Raw genomic sequence first — 18,038 nt, forward strand, 5'->3', positions numbered from 1 at the left:
TAAAACCTAAGCTTGTCTATTTTTTTTAAAGATACACTACTTATATATCTTTTAAAAAGGGGCGCAATATACCTCAAAAAATCATATTTCTACTTACTGCTATAAACAAACTTAGGTTCTTAATAATCACTGCTGCAAATGTACTTCCTCTTTTTACTTTTTTCTTTTGACATATGTCAAAAAAACTGCTTTTGATAGATTTTGATTTATGTCAAAAAAAAGCCCTTCAACTTCTTCTAATTTTGCACAAAACCCATACAAATAACTAACAATGAAATTATTAACAACACTAATCTTTTCTTTATTCTTTTTTGTCTCTTGTACTAAGAAAGAAACAAGTATTGTAGGTAAATGGAATGTTATTAGTCCATTTTATAAAGCCACCTATGAAATAAGTAACAGGGAAAGAACGTTTTATGGCAAAGCTCTTTATTATAACGATGGCACCACTCAATATACTATAGCCGATGGTGATCCTGGGTATTTTTTTACTGATCTTGTTACTGAAGATGGGAAAACATATCATAAAAAAAAGACCTCTAATACTCATAAACGGCATTCCCCCTCTATTATTATTGATCAAATCCATCAAGACACCTTAAAAGTCACCTCTATGGTAATGCATCAACCACTTACAGAAAAGTGGGTAAGAACAAAATAATAAAACATCTGATACTATTTAAAAACAACATCAAAAATGAATAATTTTATTAAACTCCTTTATACTTTCTGTTTTCTATTGGCATTAACTAGTTGCGAAGAAAATATAGAAGAAAGTGCTATCAATATTGTCAATACTGATCCTGATCCTACCCCTACTGGTACAGTAACTATTAATCCTGTTGACATTAACGAAAAAGGGTTCGATTTACTCGAAAAAATGCAAGGACATTGGATCGGTATGAATCGCGTAATTAATATTGACTACCCATGGTTTTCTTTTGATTATAGAGCCATATCTCCTTCTCATATACACGGTATTTATGAAGGTGGTACTCAAGGAAACTTACTTACTTCTTTCTTTGTTTCTGAGTTTAAAGGTAAACGTACTATCATGGCGCGTAATGGTGGCGATCTTAACGGTATTTATCGTGCTAGCTATTTTGTACTTGATAGTGTAAATCAAAATACTAATGGTGATTATTACCGCTTAGTCGATGCTGTAGGAGGTATAGGAACTATGTCTATGGAATTGCGATTTAAAAATGATAGCTTGTATTTTAATGCCTATACTAGTAAACTAGGTGCTGCAATCCCTCCTACTAGACATATGACTTTTAAAGCAAAAAAGTTTAATCTCGATTTGGCCAATACTGCTGCAACTGCTGTAAACTTTCCTCAAAACATTATCGAAAAAGATTTTTCTAATGGTTTTGTTCAAGAAAACTTATGGGTTAATACTGGAGATACTCAACCTAGGTCTGCTACCTTTTTAGAGTTTGATAAAGATCCGTTTACTATTCTAGAACATCCCTATCTAGGATATCTCAATGTAAAAGTAATCCGTAATCCTGCTATTACCGACAAAGTATTATTTGTATACCTATCAAAAGAATCTTTAACCGATGCTAATGGGTTTTTACAGGCAGATGCTTTGCAAAATTCTTTACTCAAGTTTCCTGAAATTATTAAAACTCAAAATGAATTCTTGTTTACCTATTTACATCCAGGAACTTACTATGTAACTATCATAGCAGATGTTAATGAGAATGGTTTTATAGACACTGGTGACATTACTCATGTAAGTCAAACAGTTACTATCACACCAGAACAGCAACAAGAAATCACCATAGATAATATCACTATACAAAACTAACTATCCATACTTAATTCTATTGCACTATGAAAAGATCTAATTTTATTAAATCGACTCTTCTCTTTTTGACATGCATTGCTTTATGGAGCTGCTCTCATGCTGATATTATTCAAGAGTCTACAGATGATTTACCTCCTTTACAAACCGATGTCAAATACAATCCTGAGGTACAAAACATCATGTTTAACAATTGTATCACTTGCCATGGAGGTCCTAGTCCTAGTGCTGGTCTGGATTTGACAACTTATCAAAATGTAAGAGCTTCGGCAGAGAGCAGTAATATGATTCAGCGCATGAACGACATTGCGAATCCTATGCCTCCTTCTGGAGTATTATCTGCACAAATACGTCAACAAATGGATAAATGGGTTGCCGATGGTTTCCCAGAAAACTAAACAACAACATCTTATGAAAAATTTAATTCTATTTGCGCTTTTGCTTTCACAAGTTTGCTTTGCGCAAAAGTACTACACAAAAACTGGTCTTACAGAGTTTAGCGCTTCTGTTCAAGCGTTTGAGGAAGTTGCTGCAAAAAATAACAGTTCGTCTGCTGTATTAAAAACAGAAACAGGTGATTTTGCTGCCTTGTTATTTATAAAAGGTTTTCGATTTAAAGTTGCTTTAATGGAAGAGCATTTTAATGAAAATTATATGGATTCTGATCAGTTTCCTAAAGCTACTTTTAAAGGAAAACTTCTCGGTTTTAATAACAATAATTTAAGTGATACGTCTACTGAAGTTCCTCTTGAAGGTGTTTTAACAGTAAGAGGTGTTGAAAAAGATATTAAGACTATTGCTCAACTAAGTAAGAAAGACGATAAACTGATTCTAAAAACTACATTTAAAGTAACTCCTGGTGATTTTAATATTAAAATCCCAAGTATTGTACGTAAAAAAATCGCTGAAGAAATTATAATAACTGCTCATTATGAACTTATCAAAAAATAGCCTTAAGGTTTTACTTTTTTTAGGAATAGCACTGCTTATATGTGGATTCATAGGTTATCGTTATGCTTATAAACCTCATCAACAGATTGAAGATTTAGAAGCTAAATTTAACGGTCAGGCAACTGTTTTACTTGATAATATCAAAACAAATCCTGATGTATGGCAAAATAGTATTGTAATTATAGAGGGAACTATATCTAGTATAGATGCTAATGGGGTAACTCTTGATTCTTCTATCTATTGCCAGTTTAAAACTACAGATCAACTCAAAACCATATCTGTGAATGATCGTATCCAACTTAAAGGACGTGTTATGGGATATGATGATCTTCTTGAAGAATTAAAATTAGATCAATCTATATGGATCAAAACACTTCAATGATTTATCTGTAGTATTTATTTCTCAACTATTTTTAGCTCTTTTATAAATGCTTATTGGGTTTATAAATAGGGTTAAATACACTATGCAATCTAGTTATAAATACCATCATCAATGCCTTATTAAACAACTTATACTAATGAAATATTATTATTTATTTTTATGTTTTTTCTGTAGTCTTTGCACACTTCAAGCTCAAGATGACTTGCTTGACGAACTCAATGATACTACTCAATCTGAAGTTTTTGAAGCACCTGCTTTTAAAGCTATGAAAATTGCCAATTTACAATCGACCAAAATAGCTGCAAAAGGTGATTTTTATCTTTATGTTTCTCATCGTTTTGGGACACTTAAGGATGGATTGTCTACCTTTTTTGGACTAGATAATGCCAATACAAAAATTCAATTATTATATGGATTATTTGATGGTTTACAAATAAGTATAAGTAGAGAGTCTTTAAGAAAGACCTATGCAGGAGCTGCCAAAATACGATTAGCTAGACAATCTTCTAAGTTTCCTGTTAATCTGGTAGGATATACTACTGTAAACGTCAATACCGCTTTGCGAAAAGAACGTTATCCTTTATTAGAGTTTGAAGATCGTTTTAGTTATGCTACTCAATTATTAGTCTCTAGACGTTTTTCTAAAGCACTTTCTTTGGAAATAGCTCCGACTTATATCCGCCAAAACTTAGAGTTTACAGATGGGCATGATCACGATCAATTTGCTATAGGTGTAGGAGGTAGATTAAAGTTAAGTAAACGTATCTCGATCAATGCTGATTATGCTTATAATTTTGTGAGACATGAGAGTTCGATTTATACGAATCCGTTATCTATAGGTATGGATATTGAAACTGGAGGACATGTTTTTCAATTACTATTTTCTAATGCACAATCGACTAACGAACCTGGTTTTTTTAGTAATGCAGAAGGAGATTGGGGTGATGGAGATATCTTTTTTGGATTCAATATCGTAAGAGTTTTTTAATACCCTTTGTTATTTATCGATTACACTATATAACAGGTATTAACCCACGTTATGTTTACCTTAATTTAATTATGACACCTAGTTTAATGATTTTAAACTAGGTGTTTTTTAATGTAATTATAGACATTAGCACTCTCTGTTTTATTTAATTTTATTTCAATTTTTCTATCCTTAGTTTTTATATAAAGATGCTCTCCTTCTGGATCTGCAGTTTCTATAATATCTTTTATTAAGATTCCTTTTTTTAAGATCGAAGATCTATACAAAGTATTATCTTCTATTAATATGTTCCACCTTAATATTGGGAATATTATTTCAACAATATTGGTTAGAATCAGTATTCCAAATATCTTCATATTCTCATTAGGGTTCACAAATACCATCAAAAAAATAATCAGAGTTGCTAGAATTTCTCCATAAGATATACCTTTTGAATATTCAACAAACTGAATACTATTTTGCTTTTTTTTATCATATATATTTTTCAAATGATACAATTTCAATAGTAAGATACTACTAATAAAGCTCAGATAAATTGGGTTATACCATGTTAACTCTTCTTTTCTATACAAAATCATACTACCTATTATGCATAATATCAATATGATTCTTAAGACCTCTGTTATTCGGTAAACTTTATAATACATTAAAAAATTTGATGAATGTTTTTGATCTACCAATATATAACTTTTTTATTCCACCAGCTTATTTATCATCCCTTTAAATACAATTTCATGAAAAGGCAATACACTGTACCAATACAATCGTCCTAGCACTCCTTTAGGTCTAAATGTTGCTGTTTGATATAAAGTATCCTCTTCTATTTTAAATTCAAGCCAAGCTTCGCCTGGTAGTTTCATTTCTGCAAAAAGTAATAATCTTCCTTCATCTTTATTTGCATATAATACCCTCCAGAAATCAATAGCATCTCCCATAGTTACTTGATCAGGTTGTGTTCGCCCTCTACGTAACCCTACTCCTCCCACGCATTTATCAAGAAATCCTCTTATTTTCCATAATCTAGTGGCATAATACCATCCTTTATCACCTCCTATACTCCATATACGGCCTAAACAATTGCTTTTATTCTTGACTTTTCTTACTCGTTTATCTGTAAAACAGCCATATGTAGGGACTTTTACAAAATCTGATAGCTTAAAATTAAAGCGTCCGCTTATCAAGGAGTCTTTCCAGCTGGAAATGATTTGATTTGCTTCTATCTTTCTAAACGTTCTACTTAAAGTCGTTTGATAATCTGCTGGGACTACTCCTACAATTTTATTAATATTATGATTTCTACATATCACTTCAACCTTCATACTATTTACTAGTGCTATTGCCAATTTGTAACTTGTTGAGGTAACAAAGTATAACCAATATGAAGAAAGTCTAGGTGTCATTACTGGTACAATAAATATCTTTCGCTGTAGTCCTCTTGCTTTGGCAAAACCTAATAACATTTGTTTATAAGTCAAAATATCTGGCCCTCCTATATCAAAATTCTTATCATAAGTTTCTTTATGAAATAAGCTCTTCATTAAAAAATCGATCACATCTCTAATACCTATTGGTTGACATTTTGTATGTAACCATTTGGGAGCTACCATAACGGGTAATTTTTCTACAAGATCTCTTATTATTTCAAAAGAGGCACTACCTGATCCTATAATGATTCCTGCTCTAAGTGTTGTTAAATGATATGTTCCTTGTGCCAAAGTTTCTTCAACTATTTTACGAGAGGTTAAATGTTTTGATAATGTCGTTTCATTGATAATTCCGCTTAAATAAATAACTTGCTTTATAGCTGATTTTTTTACTGCTTCTCTAAAATTCTTTGCTGCTCTTTCTTCTAATTCTTGGTAATTTGAAGTTGTAGACATTGAATGCATTAAATAATATGCTGCATCTATATCTTGAGGTATATTTATCAGTGTTTCTTTCTTTAAGAAATCTACTTCTATTACTTCTATCAATGCTTGTATTGATGATGGCACATAAAATCTATTGCGGTCTCTTACACAACAAATTACAGTATACCCTTTTTCTATCAAGGCTGGTAATAGTCGTTTACCTATATATCCCGTTGCTCCTGTTAATAATATCTTCATGAATCACCCTTTTCTTAAAGTTACAAAAAAAGAGCTATCCAAATATTGAATAGCTCTCTATAATTATATGATATGTAGTTAGTTCCTATCAGGTTTTAGCATTTCACCCCCAAATTTATTTTATCGGTAAAACCCTTTAGATAAGCCCTCTATCTTCTGCCAAAAAGATTTGTGTAACATATATATAATTACAATTTCTTTATATTAAAGATAACTGTTTTTATCTCAAATATTGTTAAGAAAGCGTTAGTATATAATTGTATTTAGAATTCATTTTAAACAAAAACGGTTGCTAAAGAAAGCAACCGTTTTTGTTTTTATTTACTCATTTCGGTAAAGTACTTATAGAATAACGGAATAGTCTCAATTCCTTTCAAGTAATTGAAGATTCCATAATGTTCGTTTGGTGAGTGTATCGCATCACTATCTAAACCGAATCCCATTAAAATAGTTTTACTCTTTAATTCTTTTTCAAATAATGCTACAATAGGAATACTACCTCCAGATCGTTGTGGTATTGCTGGTACTCCAAATGTTTCTGTATATGCTTTATTTGCTGCTTTATATCCAATGTTATCTATCGGAGTTACATAAGAATGTCCTCCATGATGAGGTGTTACTTTAACTTTAACAGATGCTGGTGCTATCTTATTAAAGTGTTTTACAAATTTTTCTGTAATCTCATCTGGTGTTTGATTAGGTACTAATCGCATTGATATTTTGGCGTAAGCCTTACTTGCTATTACCGTTTTTGCTCCTTCTCCTGTATATCCTCCCCAGATTCCGTTTACATCTAAAGTTGGTCTTATAGAATTACGCTCATTTGTAGTATATCCTTTTTCTCCATGAATATCTGCCAAGTCTATTGACTTTTTGTATTCTTCTAGATCAAACGGAGCTTTTGCCATTTCTGTTCTTTCTTCGTCACTTAGCTCTACTACATTGTCATAAAATCCTTCTATAGTAATTCTATTATCTTCATCCTGTAATGAAGCGATCATCTTACTTAATACATTGATAGGATTTGCTACAGCTCCTCCATATAACCCAGAATGTAAATCTCTATTAGGTCCTGTAACTTCTACTTCTACATAACTCAACCCTCTTAACCCAGTAGTAATTGATGGTTGTGTATTAGAGATCATTCCTGTATCTGAAATTAAAATCACATCATTAGCTAGTTTTTCTTGATTTCGTTTTACAAACCAATCTAAACTTTCTGATCCTACTTCTTCTTCTCCTTCTATCATGAACTTTACATTACAAGGTAATGAATCTGTTTTCATCATCAATTCCATTGCCTTGACATGCATATACATCTGTCCTTTATCATCACATGCTCCTCTAGCAAAGATTGCTCCTTCTGGATGTAATGCTGTTTTTTTGATTACAGGTTCAAATGGTGGTGAATCCCATAGTTCTATTGGATCTGCTGGCTGCACATCATAATGTCCATAAACCAATACAGTAGGCAAATTAGAATCAATGATCTTTTCTCCATAAACGATAGGATATCCTGGTGTTTCGCATATTTCGACTTGATCACATCCTGCTTCAAGTAATCTTTCTTTTATTGCGTCGGCAGTTTTAATCACATCATCTTTGTAACTAGGATCTGCACTTACCGATGGTATTTTTAATAATTCTAAAAGTTCATCTATAAAGCGTTGCTTATGTTCTTTTATATAGGATTGTATGATTTCCATTTTGTTTTTCTTTTGAGTCTAAAAGTACTAAAAATCGATCATTTCGTTTTAGTATCTTTCTTTCTCGTTATTTTATCAAAAAATATCTCCCTCACTAACAAACACTTATCCATTAAACACATTTTTTATTTAAAAAAAGTTCAAAATATTCTTTGTACATTGTAAGTATTGTTTATATTTGCACTCGTTTTACAAACAGTCCTAAGTATATTTGTAAAATCAGAAAATGCGGGCGTGGTGGAATTGGTAGACACGCTAGACTTAGGATCTAGTGCCGCGAGGTGTGAGAGTTCGAGTCTCTCCGCCCGCACTGCAAAAAGCTGAATCGATCGATTCAGCTTTTTTTATTTTCTTTTTCTTCATACTATTAAAAAAAATCCATTTAAAACATTTTTAAGGTAGGGTTAAACCTTAGTATTATCGTTTTGTATATGCTAAAAAAAATATTATCTCATTTTGCGCTATAGAGATAATGCTATGAAAAAGAAAAAATATTATGAAAAAAATTCTACTCTTATTAGGTTTCCTCAACACCTTTTTTCTGTTTGCAGGAATTGTACCATTACAAAAATTTGACACTAACACCCTTAGTCATTTTAACGATAATCCTTTATATCAAGCCTTATCTACCGATGATAAGTTCTTATATGTATTAGAGAGCACTGGAGATATTAGCACCTATGCAGTTGATACTAATGGTGTTCTTTCTTTTATACACACATCTGACCTTAATTTAAATATCGCCAATTTAAAAGACGAAACTAATGCTTTATTAATTAGCTCTAATGGATTTGATTTGTATTTTACTGATGCTCTTGAACAAATTATTCATTTAAAAATTGATAATACTACTCAAAACATTACTATTGAAAACAATTACACCTTAAATAATAATGGTTCACCTCTTCTTAATGTTACTTTAGACAATAACACTAATCGCCTTTATGCTATTCAAAAAAGATTAGTAAGTTATTTTCAAATTCAAGCAGACGGTACTTTAACTCTTGAGCAACAATTATCACTATCAAATACTAGAGATCAGTTTCTCAATATTACAACTGATAATAATGGTTTTTTATATGTTTTAAGTTCAGATACTCTTAAAGGAGCTATATATACTTTTCGTATAGATAATGTTTCAGGTAATTTAACACTTACAGATGAAATTGAGGAAGCAAATGGTTCTTTAGGTCACTTAAAAGATATTACCATACACAACAATCACATTTACATAGCCAAAAGACCTATAATAGGCCCTTTTAATGTTGTTTTTGATAGAGGTGGTATTTTAGTTTTTGATATAGATACGACTACTGGATCATTGAACTTAATACAAAAAGAACAAACTCAATTAGGAACTAATTTTACTTATGGTTTTTTTGCTGATTTCATAAAAGAAGTTGTGGTTTCTAATGATGGTAAAGAATTATATGTTGTAGATTATGGAGTGAGTGTTTTTACTTCTGAGTTTAGAAATAAAATTATCTCTTATTCGATTAACCCCGATGGAACTATTGCTTTTACTGGAAATTTTTTATCACATGATGACACTCAAGTAGCTATAATAGACAATGCTTATCAATTAACTCCTTTTCATCAAAGCAATAATTTCTTTTCGTTATCTACAGATGATCATTCTATAACCTTATTAGGTCAAGTAGACACTCCAGAAATCAGTTTAGTCGATCAAGATCAAAGATTTACATTAGCCGAAAGTGGTATAATCATTCCAGATATCCCTATTCGCATAAAAAACCATCAAAATATCAGTGTTTTCTCTTCTGATGGAGCAATTATTGGTGCTCAAAACATTTCTGTAAATCACATTCAGGGCGATGATTTTAATGTTTCATTTACCGAGTTACCAGATACTATAGGTAGTACGGTTATAACAATTCAAGCTGAAGGAATTAACAATTCAAAAAGTTTAGCTAGAATACATCTTCGTGTTTTACCAGAGAACAATCTTCCTCCTACATTAAACGTAATGGATATTACTATAAAAAGAGGAGAACGTTATAGTGCGTCGAACCCTATTCTTGCTAATTTTGTTTCGGATGCAGACACTCCGTTTGATATTTTATCAACAACCATAACTTCGTCAAATCCTACTCTTATACCATCAGATGCATTATTAAGGACAGGTATTATTCAACTATATTCTAATGTATTATATATCAACACTCCAATTAATCAATTAGGGAGTTCTTTAATCACAGTAACACTCAATGATAGTAAGCATACAGTTACAAAAACATTTAGAATTACAGTAGTAGAGCCTTCTACTTTACTTTCTGATAATGATTTCACCCATTTTTATACTGGAGATATACGCAATAATCCTCATAGTTGGGCTTCTATAGACACTAACAATCACAAAGTAGAACTAGTTTTACCTGAAAATAGTGCTATAAATCTTACTTCTGTTTCTCCTTTTTTAGGAGTTTCTATTGGTGCATCTGTTACTCCAAGTAATCTTGTTAGACAAGATTTTTCTAATGGCCCTATAATCTATGAAGTAACTGCAGAAAATGGTGATATTCAAGAATGGGAAGTAATTGTAAGAAAAGAAAATGTACTTTCTGTAGAAGATCATAAAGTACTTAATTTCTCATTGTATCCTAATCCAGCAAATACAGTTATCAATCTAGGTTTTAGCGCTCCTATTGAAGGAAATTTAGCTATTTATGATATCTCTGGACGAATTGTAAAACAACAAGAACTTAATGCTAATAATGCAACCGCTACAATAGATATAATCAATTTGTCTTCGGGAATGTATATGATAGAAATCGTATCAAATACGCAAGAGCGATTAATCAAGAAATTTTACATTTTATAACACACTTTTGACCCCCATATTTTTTCAGAAAAGTTTTTTCTGATCATTCATTAAACCGGGATAACATGCCATCCCGGTTTTATTTTTTATAATGATATTATATACTCTTTCTTATTGATTAATAATATTATAAATGGTACGTTCTGATAGGAATAATCTCTCGGAAAGCTCTGCTACGATAAGCTTTAGTTGTTTGTGTTGGTTTTCGAGTACGTAGTTCTGTACGTAGACTCTACGCTTTTCTAATAATTCGCAATTTCGTTTCATAATTTTAATTTGATTTTTGATTGAATTCTGGTTTATCTATTTTAATTTATTTCATTTTATTTCTCTATTAATTTTTCAGTTCCTACGTATCTCACGCTATAATCAATCGTTATTTTTGATATATTTACCTTTTGCTATACTATAGCATACAAAATTAAATAAAACTGTATCAAAAAGGTTTTGTAATAGTATAAACTCCTTTTTGATTTAATTATTTTATACGTTTAAGCCCCCGTAAAATGTCATCTCAATCTCGCTTAGATCACGCCTATAAAACTGCAAAAGTCATTCCTTTTAATGATTCTTCTAAGTTTATCTTATTTAGTGATTGTCATAGAGGTGACAATAGTTTTGCCGATGATTTTGCTAATAATCGAAACATCTATTATCATGCTATTAAATATTATTATGAGCAAGATTTCACCTATTTTGAACTAGGTGATGGTGATGAATTATGGGAAAATTTAGAATTCAAAACCATTTTTAAAACGCATAAAAACATCTATTTAACCTTACGTCAGTTTTATCTAAAAGATCGCTTGCATTTAATATGGGGTAATCATGATATGGTATGGAAAAATCCAAGCTATGTTAAAAAGCATTTAAGCACCTATTTTGAGCCCAAATCAGATGAACATCTACCATTATTCCCTGATATCACTTTTCATGAAGCTATAGTGCTTAAACACGAGCAAACACAACAAGAATTGTTTTTGTTACACGGTCATCAGGCTGACTTTATGAATTATGTGGGATGGAGAATTAATCGTTTTTTAGTTCGCGTCTTATGGAAACCTTTACAAATTATAGGTATTGCAGATCCTACTAGTCCCGCCAAGAATTATAAAGGTACTATAAAGATTGAAAGGCGTATTAAGGATTGGATTCGTAAAAACAATAATTTATTTACGATTATAGGTCATACCCATAGACCTCGATTTCCCGAAACTAACAAAACTCCTTTATTTAACGATGGGAGTTGTGTTCATCCGCGCTCTATAACTGGTATCGAAATAGAACACGGATGTATTACTTTAATAAAATGGGAAATAGCAACTACAGAGGACGGTACTTTAAAAATAATTAGAGTACCTCTAGAAGGTCCTCAAAAATTAAGTAGCTATATCCCAAAAGGATAATTCACATTATAAACTATCCTATATTTACTACTTCTTCTATTTGTGGAGCATACTTTTTAATTGTCATCTCTACTCCAGATTTTAATGTCATTTGATTAACACTACATCCTACACATGCTCCTTCTAATTGGACTTTTACCAACTTATCATCTTCTATAGCTACCAAAGAAATATCTCCTCCATCATTTTTTAAAAAAGGTCTTATTTCTTCTAGTGCTTTCTCTACATTTAATCTAATCTCTTCTGATGTCATTTTTCTATATCTTTATCTTTTTATTTCTTAACGGTAGAACAACCCGCCATTGTTGTAATTTTTATAGCTTCTGTAGGAGGTAAATTCTCATTACGTCTTACTACTTCTTGTACAACATTTTTTGTTATCTCTTCAAAAGCTTCTGCTGTAACTGTAGCCATTTGCATTGCTGCTGGTCTACCTACATCTCCCGCTTCTCTAATACTTTGTTCTAACGGTAATTCTCCTAAGAACGGTACTTTTAAATCTTCTGCCAAGTTTCTTGCTCCATCTTTTCCAAAAATATGGTATTTATTTTCTGGTAATTCTGGTGGCGTAAAATAAGCCATATTCTCAATAATACCTAAAACAGGTACATTAATACTTTCTTGTTGGAACATCGCTACTCCTTTTTTAGCATCTGCTAATGCTACATTTTGAGGTGTACTTACAATCACTGCTCCCGTAATTGGTAACGACTGCATGATCGATAAATGAATGTCTCCTGTTCCTGGAGGTAAATCCAATAATAAGAAATCTAATTCTCCCCATGCAGCATCAAAAATCATTTGATTCAAGGCTTTTGCCGCCATAGGCCCTCTCCATACCACGGCTTGGTCGGGTTTTGTAAAGAAACCTATCGATAGAATTTTCACCCCATAGCTTTCTATAGGCTTCATTTTTGATTTACCATCTACTGTAACTGATAACGGACGTTCTCTTTCTACATCAAACATAATTGGTGCAGATGGTCCATATACATCGGCATCAAGTAATCCTACTTTGAATCCCATCTTTGCCAAAGTAACTGCTAAATTTGAAGTTACTGTAGATTTTCCTACACCTCCTTTTCCTGAAGCTACTGCTATGATATTATTTATACCTGGAATAGGTTTTCCTTTGATCTCTTGTGGCTTATTTTGAGCAGGTGCTTCTACCTTTACATTTACTTTTACTTTTGCTTTTTCATACACCTTTTCATGAATAACTTTCATGATATCTACTTCTGCTCTCTTTTTTATATGCATCGCTGGTGTTGTTAACACCAAATCTACGATAACTTCATCACCAAAGGTAACTACATTCTTTACAGCACCACTTTCTACCATATTCTTTCCTTCTCCTGCTACTGTAATGGTTTCTAGTGCTGCTAGAATTTCTTTTTTATCAATTTTCATTACTTTCTTTCTTTTTCTAAAGTCATAGCTGACTTTAGTTTAGGTACAAAGATAACTTGAAAAGTTTAGATTATAAAGCTTATATGACGAAATAGACTGGTGTTAATCTTGCTCTACTCTTAATGTTTTTATAAAACTTTTTATTCTGGCATAATTCATGTGCAATTTCTTATTTTATTTTACCAATCAATGAATTCAACAAACGTATTTTTCTGTCTCTTATCTATCTTTATATGCACCTCTGTTTTTAGCCAAGGAAAATTAGTGCAGACTCAAAAAAACACGTTTAAAAATGCTGTTGTTATTGCAGAGACTATTCCTCTAACAGAGGAGGATAGAAGACATACTCATTTTACCAAATATCTATATCTAAAAGAAGATCTTATAACCAATACAATATTACTACTATATATACCAGCAGTTGGGTGGGATAGATTTTTCGTTTATCACTATCAGTTGTAGTATCCATTTCTAATCTCATTAACAAAATGCCACAACCTCAATTAAATTAATTTGTGTTCAATTTAGCTCTTTGAGAGGATCCCAAAAGATGTTCTCAAAATCAACAACCTGATTGTCTTCAACTTTTACGTTCTCATTTTCTAAAAGTTGTTGCATCAGGTTTGTTCCTTCAAAATGGTGTTTACCAGATAACATTCCTTTTCTATTCACAACACGATGTGCTGGAACTTCTTCTTCTTGGCTCCCTGAAGCATTCATAGCCCAACCTACCATACGAGCACTTCTAGCTGCTCCTAGATATTTTGCTATAGCTCCATATGATGTTACTCGCCCATAAGGGATTAATCGAGCTACTTCATAGACTCTTTCAAAAAAATTATTCTCTTCCTTTTTCAATGCTTTTTATTTAAAACGATCCTGTGACATAGATCCTTGCTAATGTTACAATCACCAAAACCAACATCAATGTTGCCATAAAGTAATTGGAGTATCTTGTAAATTTAGCTGTTTTATTTTCTATTTTCAAAAATGAAAGCACATAGAAATATAAGGTAGTAAATGTTCCTAAAGCGGCTGCCAAGATGAATGCCGAGATATTAAGCGCATCATAAGTAACATGTAGTGCCGCTCCTATCGCACAAAAGAAAGGAATTGGTAAAATATTGAGTATAGATACCATAACGCCTTTAAAAAAGCTTTTGGTCTTAGCACTCTTATATGTTTTTACTTTAGGGCTCTTTTTCTTTGCTTTGATAAAAAAGTAAATAGCCATTAAAAGAAAAACCACCCCTCCTGTGCGCAATAAAATATTTCTAACATAAGGGTTGTTAAAAATATATCTAGCCAATAAGATAGCTATTAAAGCCTGAAAAAGCACTACTACAGAAGCTCCTATAGCCACAAAAATCCCGCTCTTCTTTCCTCTTTCAAGGCACGTTTTGGCCACAGTCATATTGACCAATCCTGGAGGGATAACCCCCAAAAAGGCTGATAAGAAAGTTATAAAAAAGAGTTTAGTGATTTCCAATGGTATAGTTACTTGATTTTAAATCTAGTGTAAGTTATAGGTTTATTTTCTTCTAAATACTGTTTTTCGTAAAAAGTTTGAATAGAAATAACTTCTTCTGGAGCTCCTTGATTCTTATAAATATCGTGATTTGCATATAATACTTCATGTCCTTCTCCATGTAATAGTCCTAAAGTATATCCATGCATAAACTCGCTATCCGTTTTTAAATGCATAATTCCTTCTGGTTTAAGAATTTGTTTATATCGCTTTAAAAACTCACTATTAGTCATACGGTGTTTTGTGCGCTTATATTTTATTTGTGGATCAGGAAAAGTTATCCATATTTCGTCAACCTCAGCTATATCAAAAATATAAGTTACAAGTTCTATCTGTGTACGAATAAAACATACATTATTCATTTCTTTTTCTATAGCAGTTTTTGCTCCTCTCCAGAATCGAGCTCCTTTTATATCAATACCGATAAAGTTTTTATCTGGATACAATTCTGCTAAACCTACTGTATATTCTCCTTTACCACATCCTAATTCTAAAACAATAGGATTATCGTTCTTAAAGATATTCGCTCTCCATTTCCCTTTTAGATCCAAAGCATTATTGATTACCTCTTCTCTAGTAGGTTCTATAACATTATGAAATGTTTTATTTTCGTTAAATCGTTTTAGTTTATTCTTACTCCCCACAGATTATTTAATTTTTTGGTAAAATTAAGGAAATCTAATCATTAACTAACTCCCTTATCTTCGTTTTCTATAGATAATTTATTTTTTAAAGTTTTATTACTGTTTCTACTCTAGTTTTTATACTCCAATAAACTACTATTGCTATGAATACAGCAATATTATTTTAGTTCATTTTCAAAAGAAATCGTGTGAAGAAAATTCTAGTTGCTCCTCTTAATTGGGGATTAGGTCATGCTACTCGTTGTATCCCCATTATAAATGCATTATTACAAGAGGGATTCACTCCTGTTATTGCATCAGATGGAGATGCAAAAGCATTACTTCAAAAAGAATTTCCTACACTTGAATCTATAGAACTCCCATCATACAACATTAAGTATGCCAAAAAAGGTTCTTTCTTTAAGTTTAAAATGCTTTTTAACAGTCCTAAAATTGTAAAAGCAATTCAACTAGAACGTAAGGCTACCAAAAAAATCTTGACAAGCGATCGTTATTACGGCATTATTTCAGATAATCGCATGGGAGTACGTCATAAAGATATTCCTTCTGTATTTATAACGCATCAACTGACCGTTCTCTCCGGAAAAACCACAAAAATCAGCACTAAACTTCATAATAAATACATCAAAAAGTTTGATGCTTGTTGGGTTCCTGACATGGCTACTTCACCTAATCTAAGTGGTGCTTTAGGGCATCCTAAAAAAGCAAAAAAAGCTGTATCATATATAGGTCCTATTAGTCGTTTTTCTTCACAACAAACACCTATAGAAAATGACATCATGGTGCTCTTATCGGGTCCTGAGCCTCAACGCACTATGCTTGAAGAAAAGTTACTTAAAGAGCTTAAGGAGTCTCATAAAAAAATCTTATTTGTACGTGGCTTAATCGAAGATAAACAACATATCTCTCAACTTGACAATATCACTATATATAACTTTTTATTAGGTAAAGAAATTGAACATGCTATTAACAGCAGTGAACTTATCATTTCTAGATCTGGATATACTACAGTTATGGATTTAGCCAAACTACAGAAAAAAGCATTTTTTATCCCTACTCCAGGGCAATTTGAACAGGAGTATATTGCCAAGCGATTAACAGAACAAAAAATTGTACCTAGTTGTAAACAAAAAGAATTCTCTTTGTCTCAACTAGATACTATTAATGAATATTCTGGTCTTACACATTTTGAATCAGACATCAACTTCGGGAAGCTCTTCCACCTTTTCCAAGGTAAATGAGAATTCACTCCCCACACCAAAGTCACTTTCTACATAGATGCGTTCTTGATGTGCTTCTATAATATGTTTTACAATAGATAATCCTAGACCCGATCCACCTTCTGTACGCGCACCACTTTTATCTACTCTATAAAAACGTTCAAAAAGTCTAGGGATATGTTCTTCGGTAATTCCTTCACCATTATCAGTCACTCTAATGATAACCTTGTTTTTAATCAAGTTTTCTATCCCTACTTCTGTCGTTCCATCTTCTTTTCCGTATTTGATAGAATTAACAACCAAATTCGTCAAAACTTGTTGGATTCGTTCTTTGTCTGCAGCTACCCATATTGGTTCTTCATAATCCATATCAAACGTAAGCGCAATATTTTTCTTGGCTGCTTTCATCTCAAACAAATCAAATACACTCTGTGTTAATTCTATGATATCAAAGATTTCTACATTGAGATTTAGATCTCCTACCTCTAATTTGGTAATCATATCCAAATCTTTAACAATATAGATTAATCGCTCTACTCCTTTATTTGCTCTTTCTAAGTATTTTTTACGAACAGCTTCATCATCCATTGCTCCATCAAGTAAGGTTAATATATATCCTTGAACTGTAAACAATGGTGTTTTGAGCTCATGAGAAATATTTCCCATAAACTCTTTACGATAGGTCTCTCTTCCTTTTAATGCTTCAATTTCTGTTTTCTTATTTAACGCAAACTTTTCAACTTCTTGCGTTAATGTAGACATATCTGTTGTAACTGATTTATGTACTAAATCATCTGCATCAAGCAACTTTACATTATCATAAATTTTCTTAACTCTTTTATAGATAAACTTTTCAACTCTATGTTGAATGATATAAAAAGATACAATATATGTAACTATACTAAATGTTAATAACACCCATAAATTCAATACCATCTGGATGTATAAAAAAACGCTCAACATGAGCGTTAATATTAATGTGATATATAGAGACGTTCTAAAAGCGAATCTATATGTTTTTTTAAAACTTCTTGCCATCG

19 protein-coding genes and 1 tRNA gene are annotated in these 18,038 nt (G+C 31.8%); 10 read left to right on the plus strand and 10 right to left on the minus strand.

All coding sequences use genetic code 11. From position 1 onward, the window contains the following. Positions 1 to 271 precede the first annotated feature (271 nt). The 6 genes from ACYEKI_RS12030 (at position 272) to ACYEKI_RS12055 (ending at position 4,134) form a co-directional block, all read left to right on the plus strand. On the plus strand, positions 272 to 661 hold the full coding sequence (locus tag ACYEKI_RS12030; RefSeq protein WP_459211441.1) for a hypothetical protein: 390 nt from the start codon (positions 272 to 274) through the stop codon (positions 659 to 661). Between the two features lie 36 nt (positions 662 to 697). Next, on the plus strand, positions 698 to 1,816 hold the full coding sequence (locus ACYEKI_RS12035) for a hypothetical protein (RefSeq protein WP_459211442.1): 1,119 nt from the start codon (positions 698 to 700) through the stop codon (positions 1,814 to 1,816). 26 nt (positions 1,817 to 1,842) lie between these two features. Then, positions 1,843 to 2,211 carry a c-type cytochrome domain-containing protein gene (locus ACYEKI_RS12040; RefSeq protein ID WP_459211443.1) on the plus strand — a complete coding sequence of 123 codons (369 nt, stop codon included), beginning with the start codon at positions 1,843 to 1,845 and terminating at the stop codon, positions 2,209 to 2,211. A gap of 13 nt (positions 2,212 to 2,224) precedes the next feature. Further along, positions 2,225 to 2,764: a YceI family protein gene (locus ACYEKI_RS12045; protein ID WP_459211444.1), complete on the plus strand. Its 540-nt coding sequence runs from the start codon at positions 2,225 to 2,227 to the stop codon at positions 2,762 to 2,764. Next, positions 2,745 to 3,146 carry a hypothetical protein gene (locus ACYEKI_RS12050; protein WP_459211445.1) on the plus strand — a complete coding sequence of 134 codons (402 nt, stop codon included), beginning with the start codon at positions 2,745 to 2,747 and terminating at the stop codon, positions 3,144 to 3,146. Before ACYEKI_RS12045 ends, ACYEKI_RS12050 begins: the two co-directional genes overlap by 20 nt. Positions 3,147 to 3,282: 136 nt before the next feature. After that, the gene (locus ACYEKI_RS12055; protein WP_459211446.1) at positions 3,283 to 4,134 is read left to right on the plus strand and encodes a DUF5777 family beta-barrel protein; all 852 of its coding nucleotides are present in this window, start codon (positions 3,283 to 3,285) and stop codon (positions 4,132 to 4,134) included. 92 nt (positions 4,135 to 4,226) lie between these two features. Here ACYEKI_RS12055 and ACYEKI_RS12060 read toward each other — a convergent pair whose 3' ends face one another. From ACYEKI_RS12060 to ACYEKI_RS12070, 3 genes are all read right to left on the minus strand, one after another. Next, positions 4,227 to 4,622, minus strand: coding sequence for a hypothetical protein (locus ACYEKI_RS12060; protein ID WP_459211447.1), 396 nt, complete (start codon positions 4,620 to 4,622; stop codon positions 4,227 to 4,229). A 204-nt stretch (positions 4,623 to 4,826) separates the two neighbouring features. Next, positions 4,827 to 6,242 carry an SDR family oxidoreductase gene (locus ACYEKI_RS12065; protein WP_459211448.1) on the minus strand — a complete coding sequence of 472 codons (1,416 nt, stop codon included), beginning with the start codon at positions 6,240 to 6,242 and terminating at the stop codon, positions 4,827 to 4,829. A gap of 317 nt (positions 6,243 to 6,559) precedes the next feature. Further along, positions 6,560 to 7,948: a dipeptidase gene (locus ACYEKI_RS12070; protein WP_459211449.1), complete on the minus strand. Its 1,389-nt coding sequence runs from the start codon at positions 7,946 to 7,948 to the stop codon at positions 6,560 to 6,562. 228 nt (positions 7,949 to 8,176) lie between these two features. On the opposite strand from ACYEKI_RS12070, the gene ACYEKI_RS12075 reads away from it, so the two are divergent. Together ACYEKI_RS12075 and ACYEKI_RS12080 are read left to right on the plus strand one after the other, a co-directional pair. Further along, positions 8,177 to 8,258, plus strand: a tRNA-Leu gene (locus ACYEKI_RS12075). A gap of 186 nt (positions 8,259 to 8,444) precedes the next feature. Beyond that, entirely contained in the window at positions 8,445 to 10,790 is a 2,346-nt protein-coding gene (locus ACYEKI_RS12080; protein WP_459211450.1) for a T9SS type A sorting domain-containing protein, read from the plus strand. A gap of 111 nt (positions 10,791 to 10,901) precedes the next feature. Here the strand turns inward: ACYEKI_RS12080 and ACYEKI_RS12085 are convergent, their stop codons facing one another. Continuing rightward, the gene (locus ACYEKI_RS12085; protein ID WP_459211451.1) at positions 10,902 to 11,057 is read right to left on the minus strand and encodes a hypothetical protein; all 156 of its coding nucleotides are present in this window, start codon (positions 11,055 to 11,057) and stop codon (positions 10,902 to 10,904) included. Positions 11,058 to 11,296: 239 nt separating this feature from the next. On the opposite strand from ACYEKI_RS12085, the gene ACYEKI_RS12090 reads away from it, so the two are divergent. Then, positions 11,297 to 12,196 (plus strand): metallophosphoesterase family protein, encoded by a 900-nt coding sequence (locus ACYEKI_RS12090; protein ID WP_459211452.1) that lies wholly within the window; start codon positions 11,297 to 11,299, stop codon positions 12,194 to 12,196. A 13-nt stretch (positions 12,197 to 12,209) separates the two neighbouring features. Here ACYEKI_RS12090 and ACYEKI_RS12095 read toward each other — a convergent pair whose 3' ends face one another. The 5 genes from ACYEKI_RS12095 to trmB form a co-directional block, all read right to left on the minus strand. Further along, complete coding sequence (locus ACYEKI_RS12095) at positions 12,210 to 12,449, minus strand: NifU family protein (protein ID WP_459211453.1); 240 nt, start codon at positions 12,447 to 12,449, stop codon at positions 12,210 to 12,212. Positions 12,450 to 12,469: 20 nt separating this feature from the next. Continuing rightward, entirely contained in the window at positions 12,470 to 13,606 is a 1,137-nt protein-coding gene (locus tag ACYEKI_RS12100) for an Mrp/NBP35 family ATP-binding protein (RefSeq protein ID WP_459211454.1), read from the minus strand. A gap of 519 nt (positions 13,607 to 14,125) precedes the next feature. Continuing rightward, a complete protein-coding gene (locus ACYEKI_RS12105; protein ID WP_459211455.1) occupies positions 14,126 to 14,464 on the minus strand; it encodes an MGMT family protein in 339 nt (112 codons plus the stop codon). 10 nt (positions 14,465 to 14,474) lie between these two features. After that, positions 14,475 to 15,095, minus strand: coding sequence for a LysE family translocator (locus tag ACYEKI_RS12110; RefSeq protein WP_459211456.1), 621 nt, complete (start codon positions 15,093 to 15,095; stop codon positions 14,475 to 14,477). An 8-nt stretch (positions 15,096 to 15,103) separates the two neighbouring features. Continuing rightward, positions 15,104 to 15,778: a tRNA (guanosine(46)-N7)-methyltransferase TrmB gene (trmB, locus tag ACYEKI_RS12115; protein WP_459211457.1), complete on the minus strand. Its 675-nt coding sequence runs from the start codon at positions 15,776 to 15,778 to the stop codon at positions 15,104 to 15,106. 188 nt (positions 15,779 to 15,966) lie between these two features. Here trmB and ACYEKI_RS12120 point away from each other — a divergent pair, with 188 nt between their 5' ends. Further along, positions 15,967 to 17,019: a glycosyltransferase gene (locus tag ACYEKI_RS12120; RefSeq protein ID WP_459211458.1), complete on the plus strand. Its 1,053-nt coding sequence runs from the start codon at positions 15,967 to 15,969 to the stop codon at positions 17,017 to 17,019. On the opposite strand, the gene ACYEKI_RS12125 is transcribed toward ACYEKI_RS12120, so the two are convergent. Further along, positions 16,972 to 18,036 (minus strand): sensor histidine kinase, encoded by a 1,065-nt coding sequence (locus tag ACYEKI_RS12125; protein WP_459211459.1) that lies wholly within the window; start codon positions 18,034 to 18,036, stop codon positions 16,972 to 16,974. The two genes, ACYEKI_RS12120 and ACYEKI_RS12125, sit on opposite strands and share 48 nt — an antisense overlap. Positions 18,037 to 18,038 lie beyond the last annotated feature (2 nt).

The sequence above is a fragment of the Aquimarina rhabdastrellae genome (assembly GCA_947387485.1).
In the GTDB taxonomy this organism is placed as follows: Bacteria; Bacteroidota; Bacteroidia; order Flavobacteriales; family Flavobacteriaceae; genus Aquimarina.

What these genes read in the sequence shown, in the direction of transcription:
- ACYEKI_RS12085 (WP_459211451.1), bottom strand. Translation starts at nt 11,057, where the DNA reads ATGAAACGAAATTGCGAATTATTAGAAAAGCGTAGAGTCTACGTACAG.
- ACYEKI_RS12035 (WP_459211442.1), top strand. Translation starts at nt 698, where the DNA reads ATGAATAATTTTATTAAACTCCTTTATACTTTCTGTTTTCTATTGGCA.
- ACYEKI_RS12095 (WP_459211453.1), bottom strand. Translation starts at nt 12,449, where the DNA reads ATGACATCAGAAGAGATTAGATTAAATGTAGAGAAAGCACTAGAAGAA.
- ACYEKI_RS12040 (WP_459211443.1), top strand. Translation starts at nt 1,843, where the DNA reads ATGAAAAGATCTAATTTTATTAAATCGACTCTTCTCTTTTTGACATGC.
- ACYEKI_RS12045 (WP_459211444.1), top strand. Translation starts at nt 2,225, where the DNA reads ATGAAAAATTTAATTCTATTTGCGCTTTTGCTTTCACAAGTTTGCTTT.
- ACYEKI_RS12050 (WP_459211445.1), top strand. Translation starts at nt 2,745, where the DNA reads ATGAACTTATCAAAAAATAGCCTTAAGGTTTTACTTTTTTTAGGAATA.
- ACYEKI_RS12065 (WP_459211448.1), bottom strand. Translation starts at nt 6,242, where the DNA reads ATGAAGATATTATTAACAGGAGCAACGGGATATATAGGTAAACGACTA.
- ACYEKI_RS12125 (WP_459211459.1), bottom strand. Translation starts at nt 18,036, where the DNA reads ATGGCAAGAAGTTTTAAAAAAACATATAGATTCGCTTTTAGAACGTCT.
- ACYEKI_RS12055 (WP_459211446.1), top strand. Translation starts at nt 3,283, where the DNA reads ATGAAATATTATTATTTATTTTTATGTTTTTTCTGTAGTCTTTGCACA.
- ACYEKI_RS12100 (WP_459211454.1), bottom strand. Translation starts at nt 13,606, where the DNA reads ATGAAAATTGATAAAAAAGAAATTCTAGCAGCACTAGAAACCATTACA.
- ACYEKI_RS12070 (WP_459211449.1), bottom strand. Translation starts at nt 7,948, where the DNA reads ATGGAAATCATACAATCCTATATAAAAGAACATAAGCAACGCTTTATA.
- ACYEKI_RS12090 (WP_459211452.1), top strand. Translation starts at nt 11,297, where the DNA reads ATGTCATCTCAATCTCGCTTAGATCACGCCTATAAAACTGCAAAAGTC.
- ACYEKI_RS12030 (WP_459211441.1), top strand. Translation starts at nt 272, where the DNA reads ATGAAATTATTAACAACACTAATCTTTTCTTTATTCTTTTTTGTCTCT.
- ACYEKI_RS12080 (WP_459211450.1), top strand. Translation starts at nt 8,445, where the DNA reads ATGAAAAAAATTCTACTCTTATTAGGTTTCCTCAACACCTTTTTTCTG.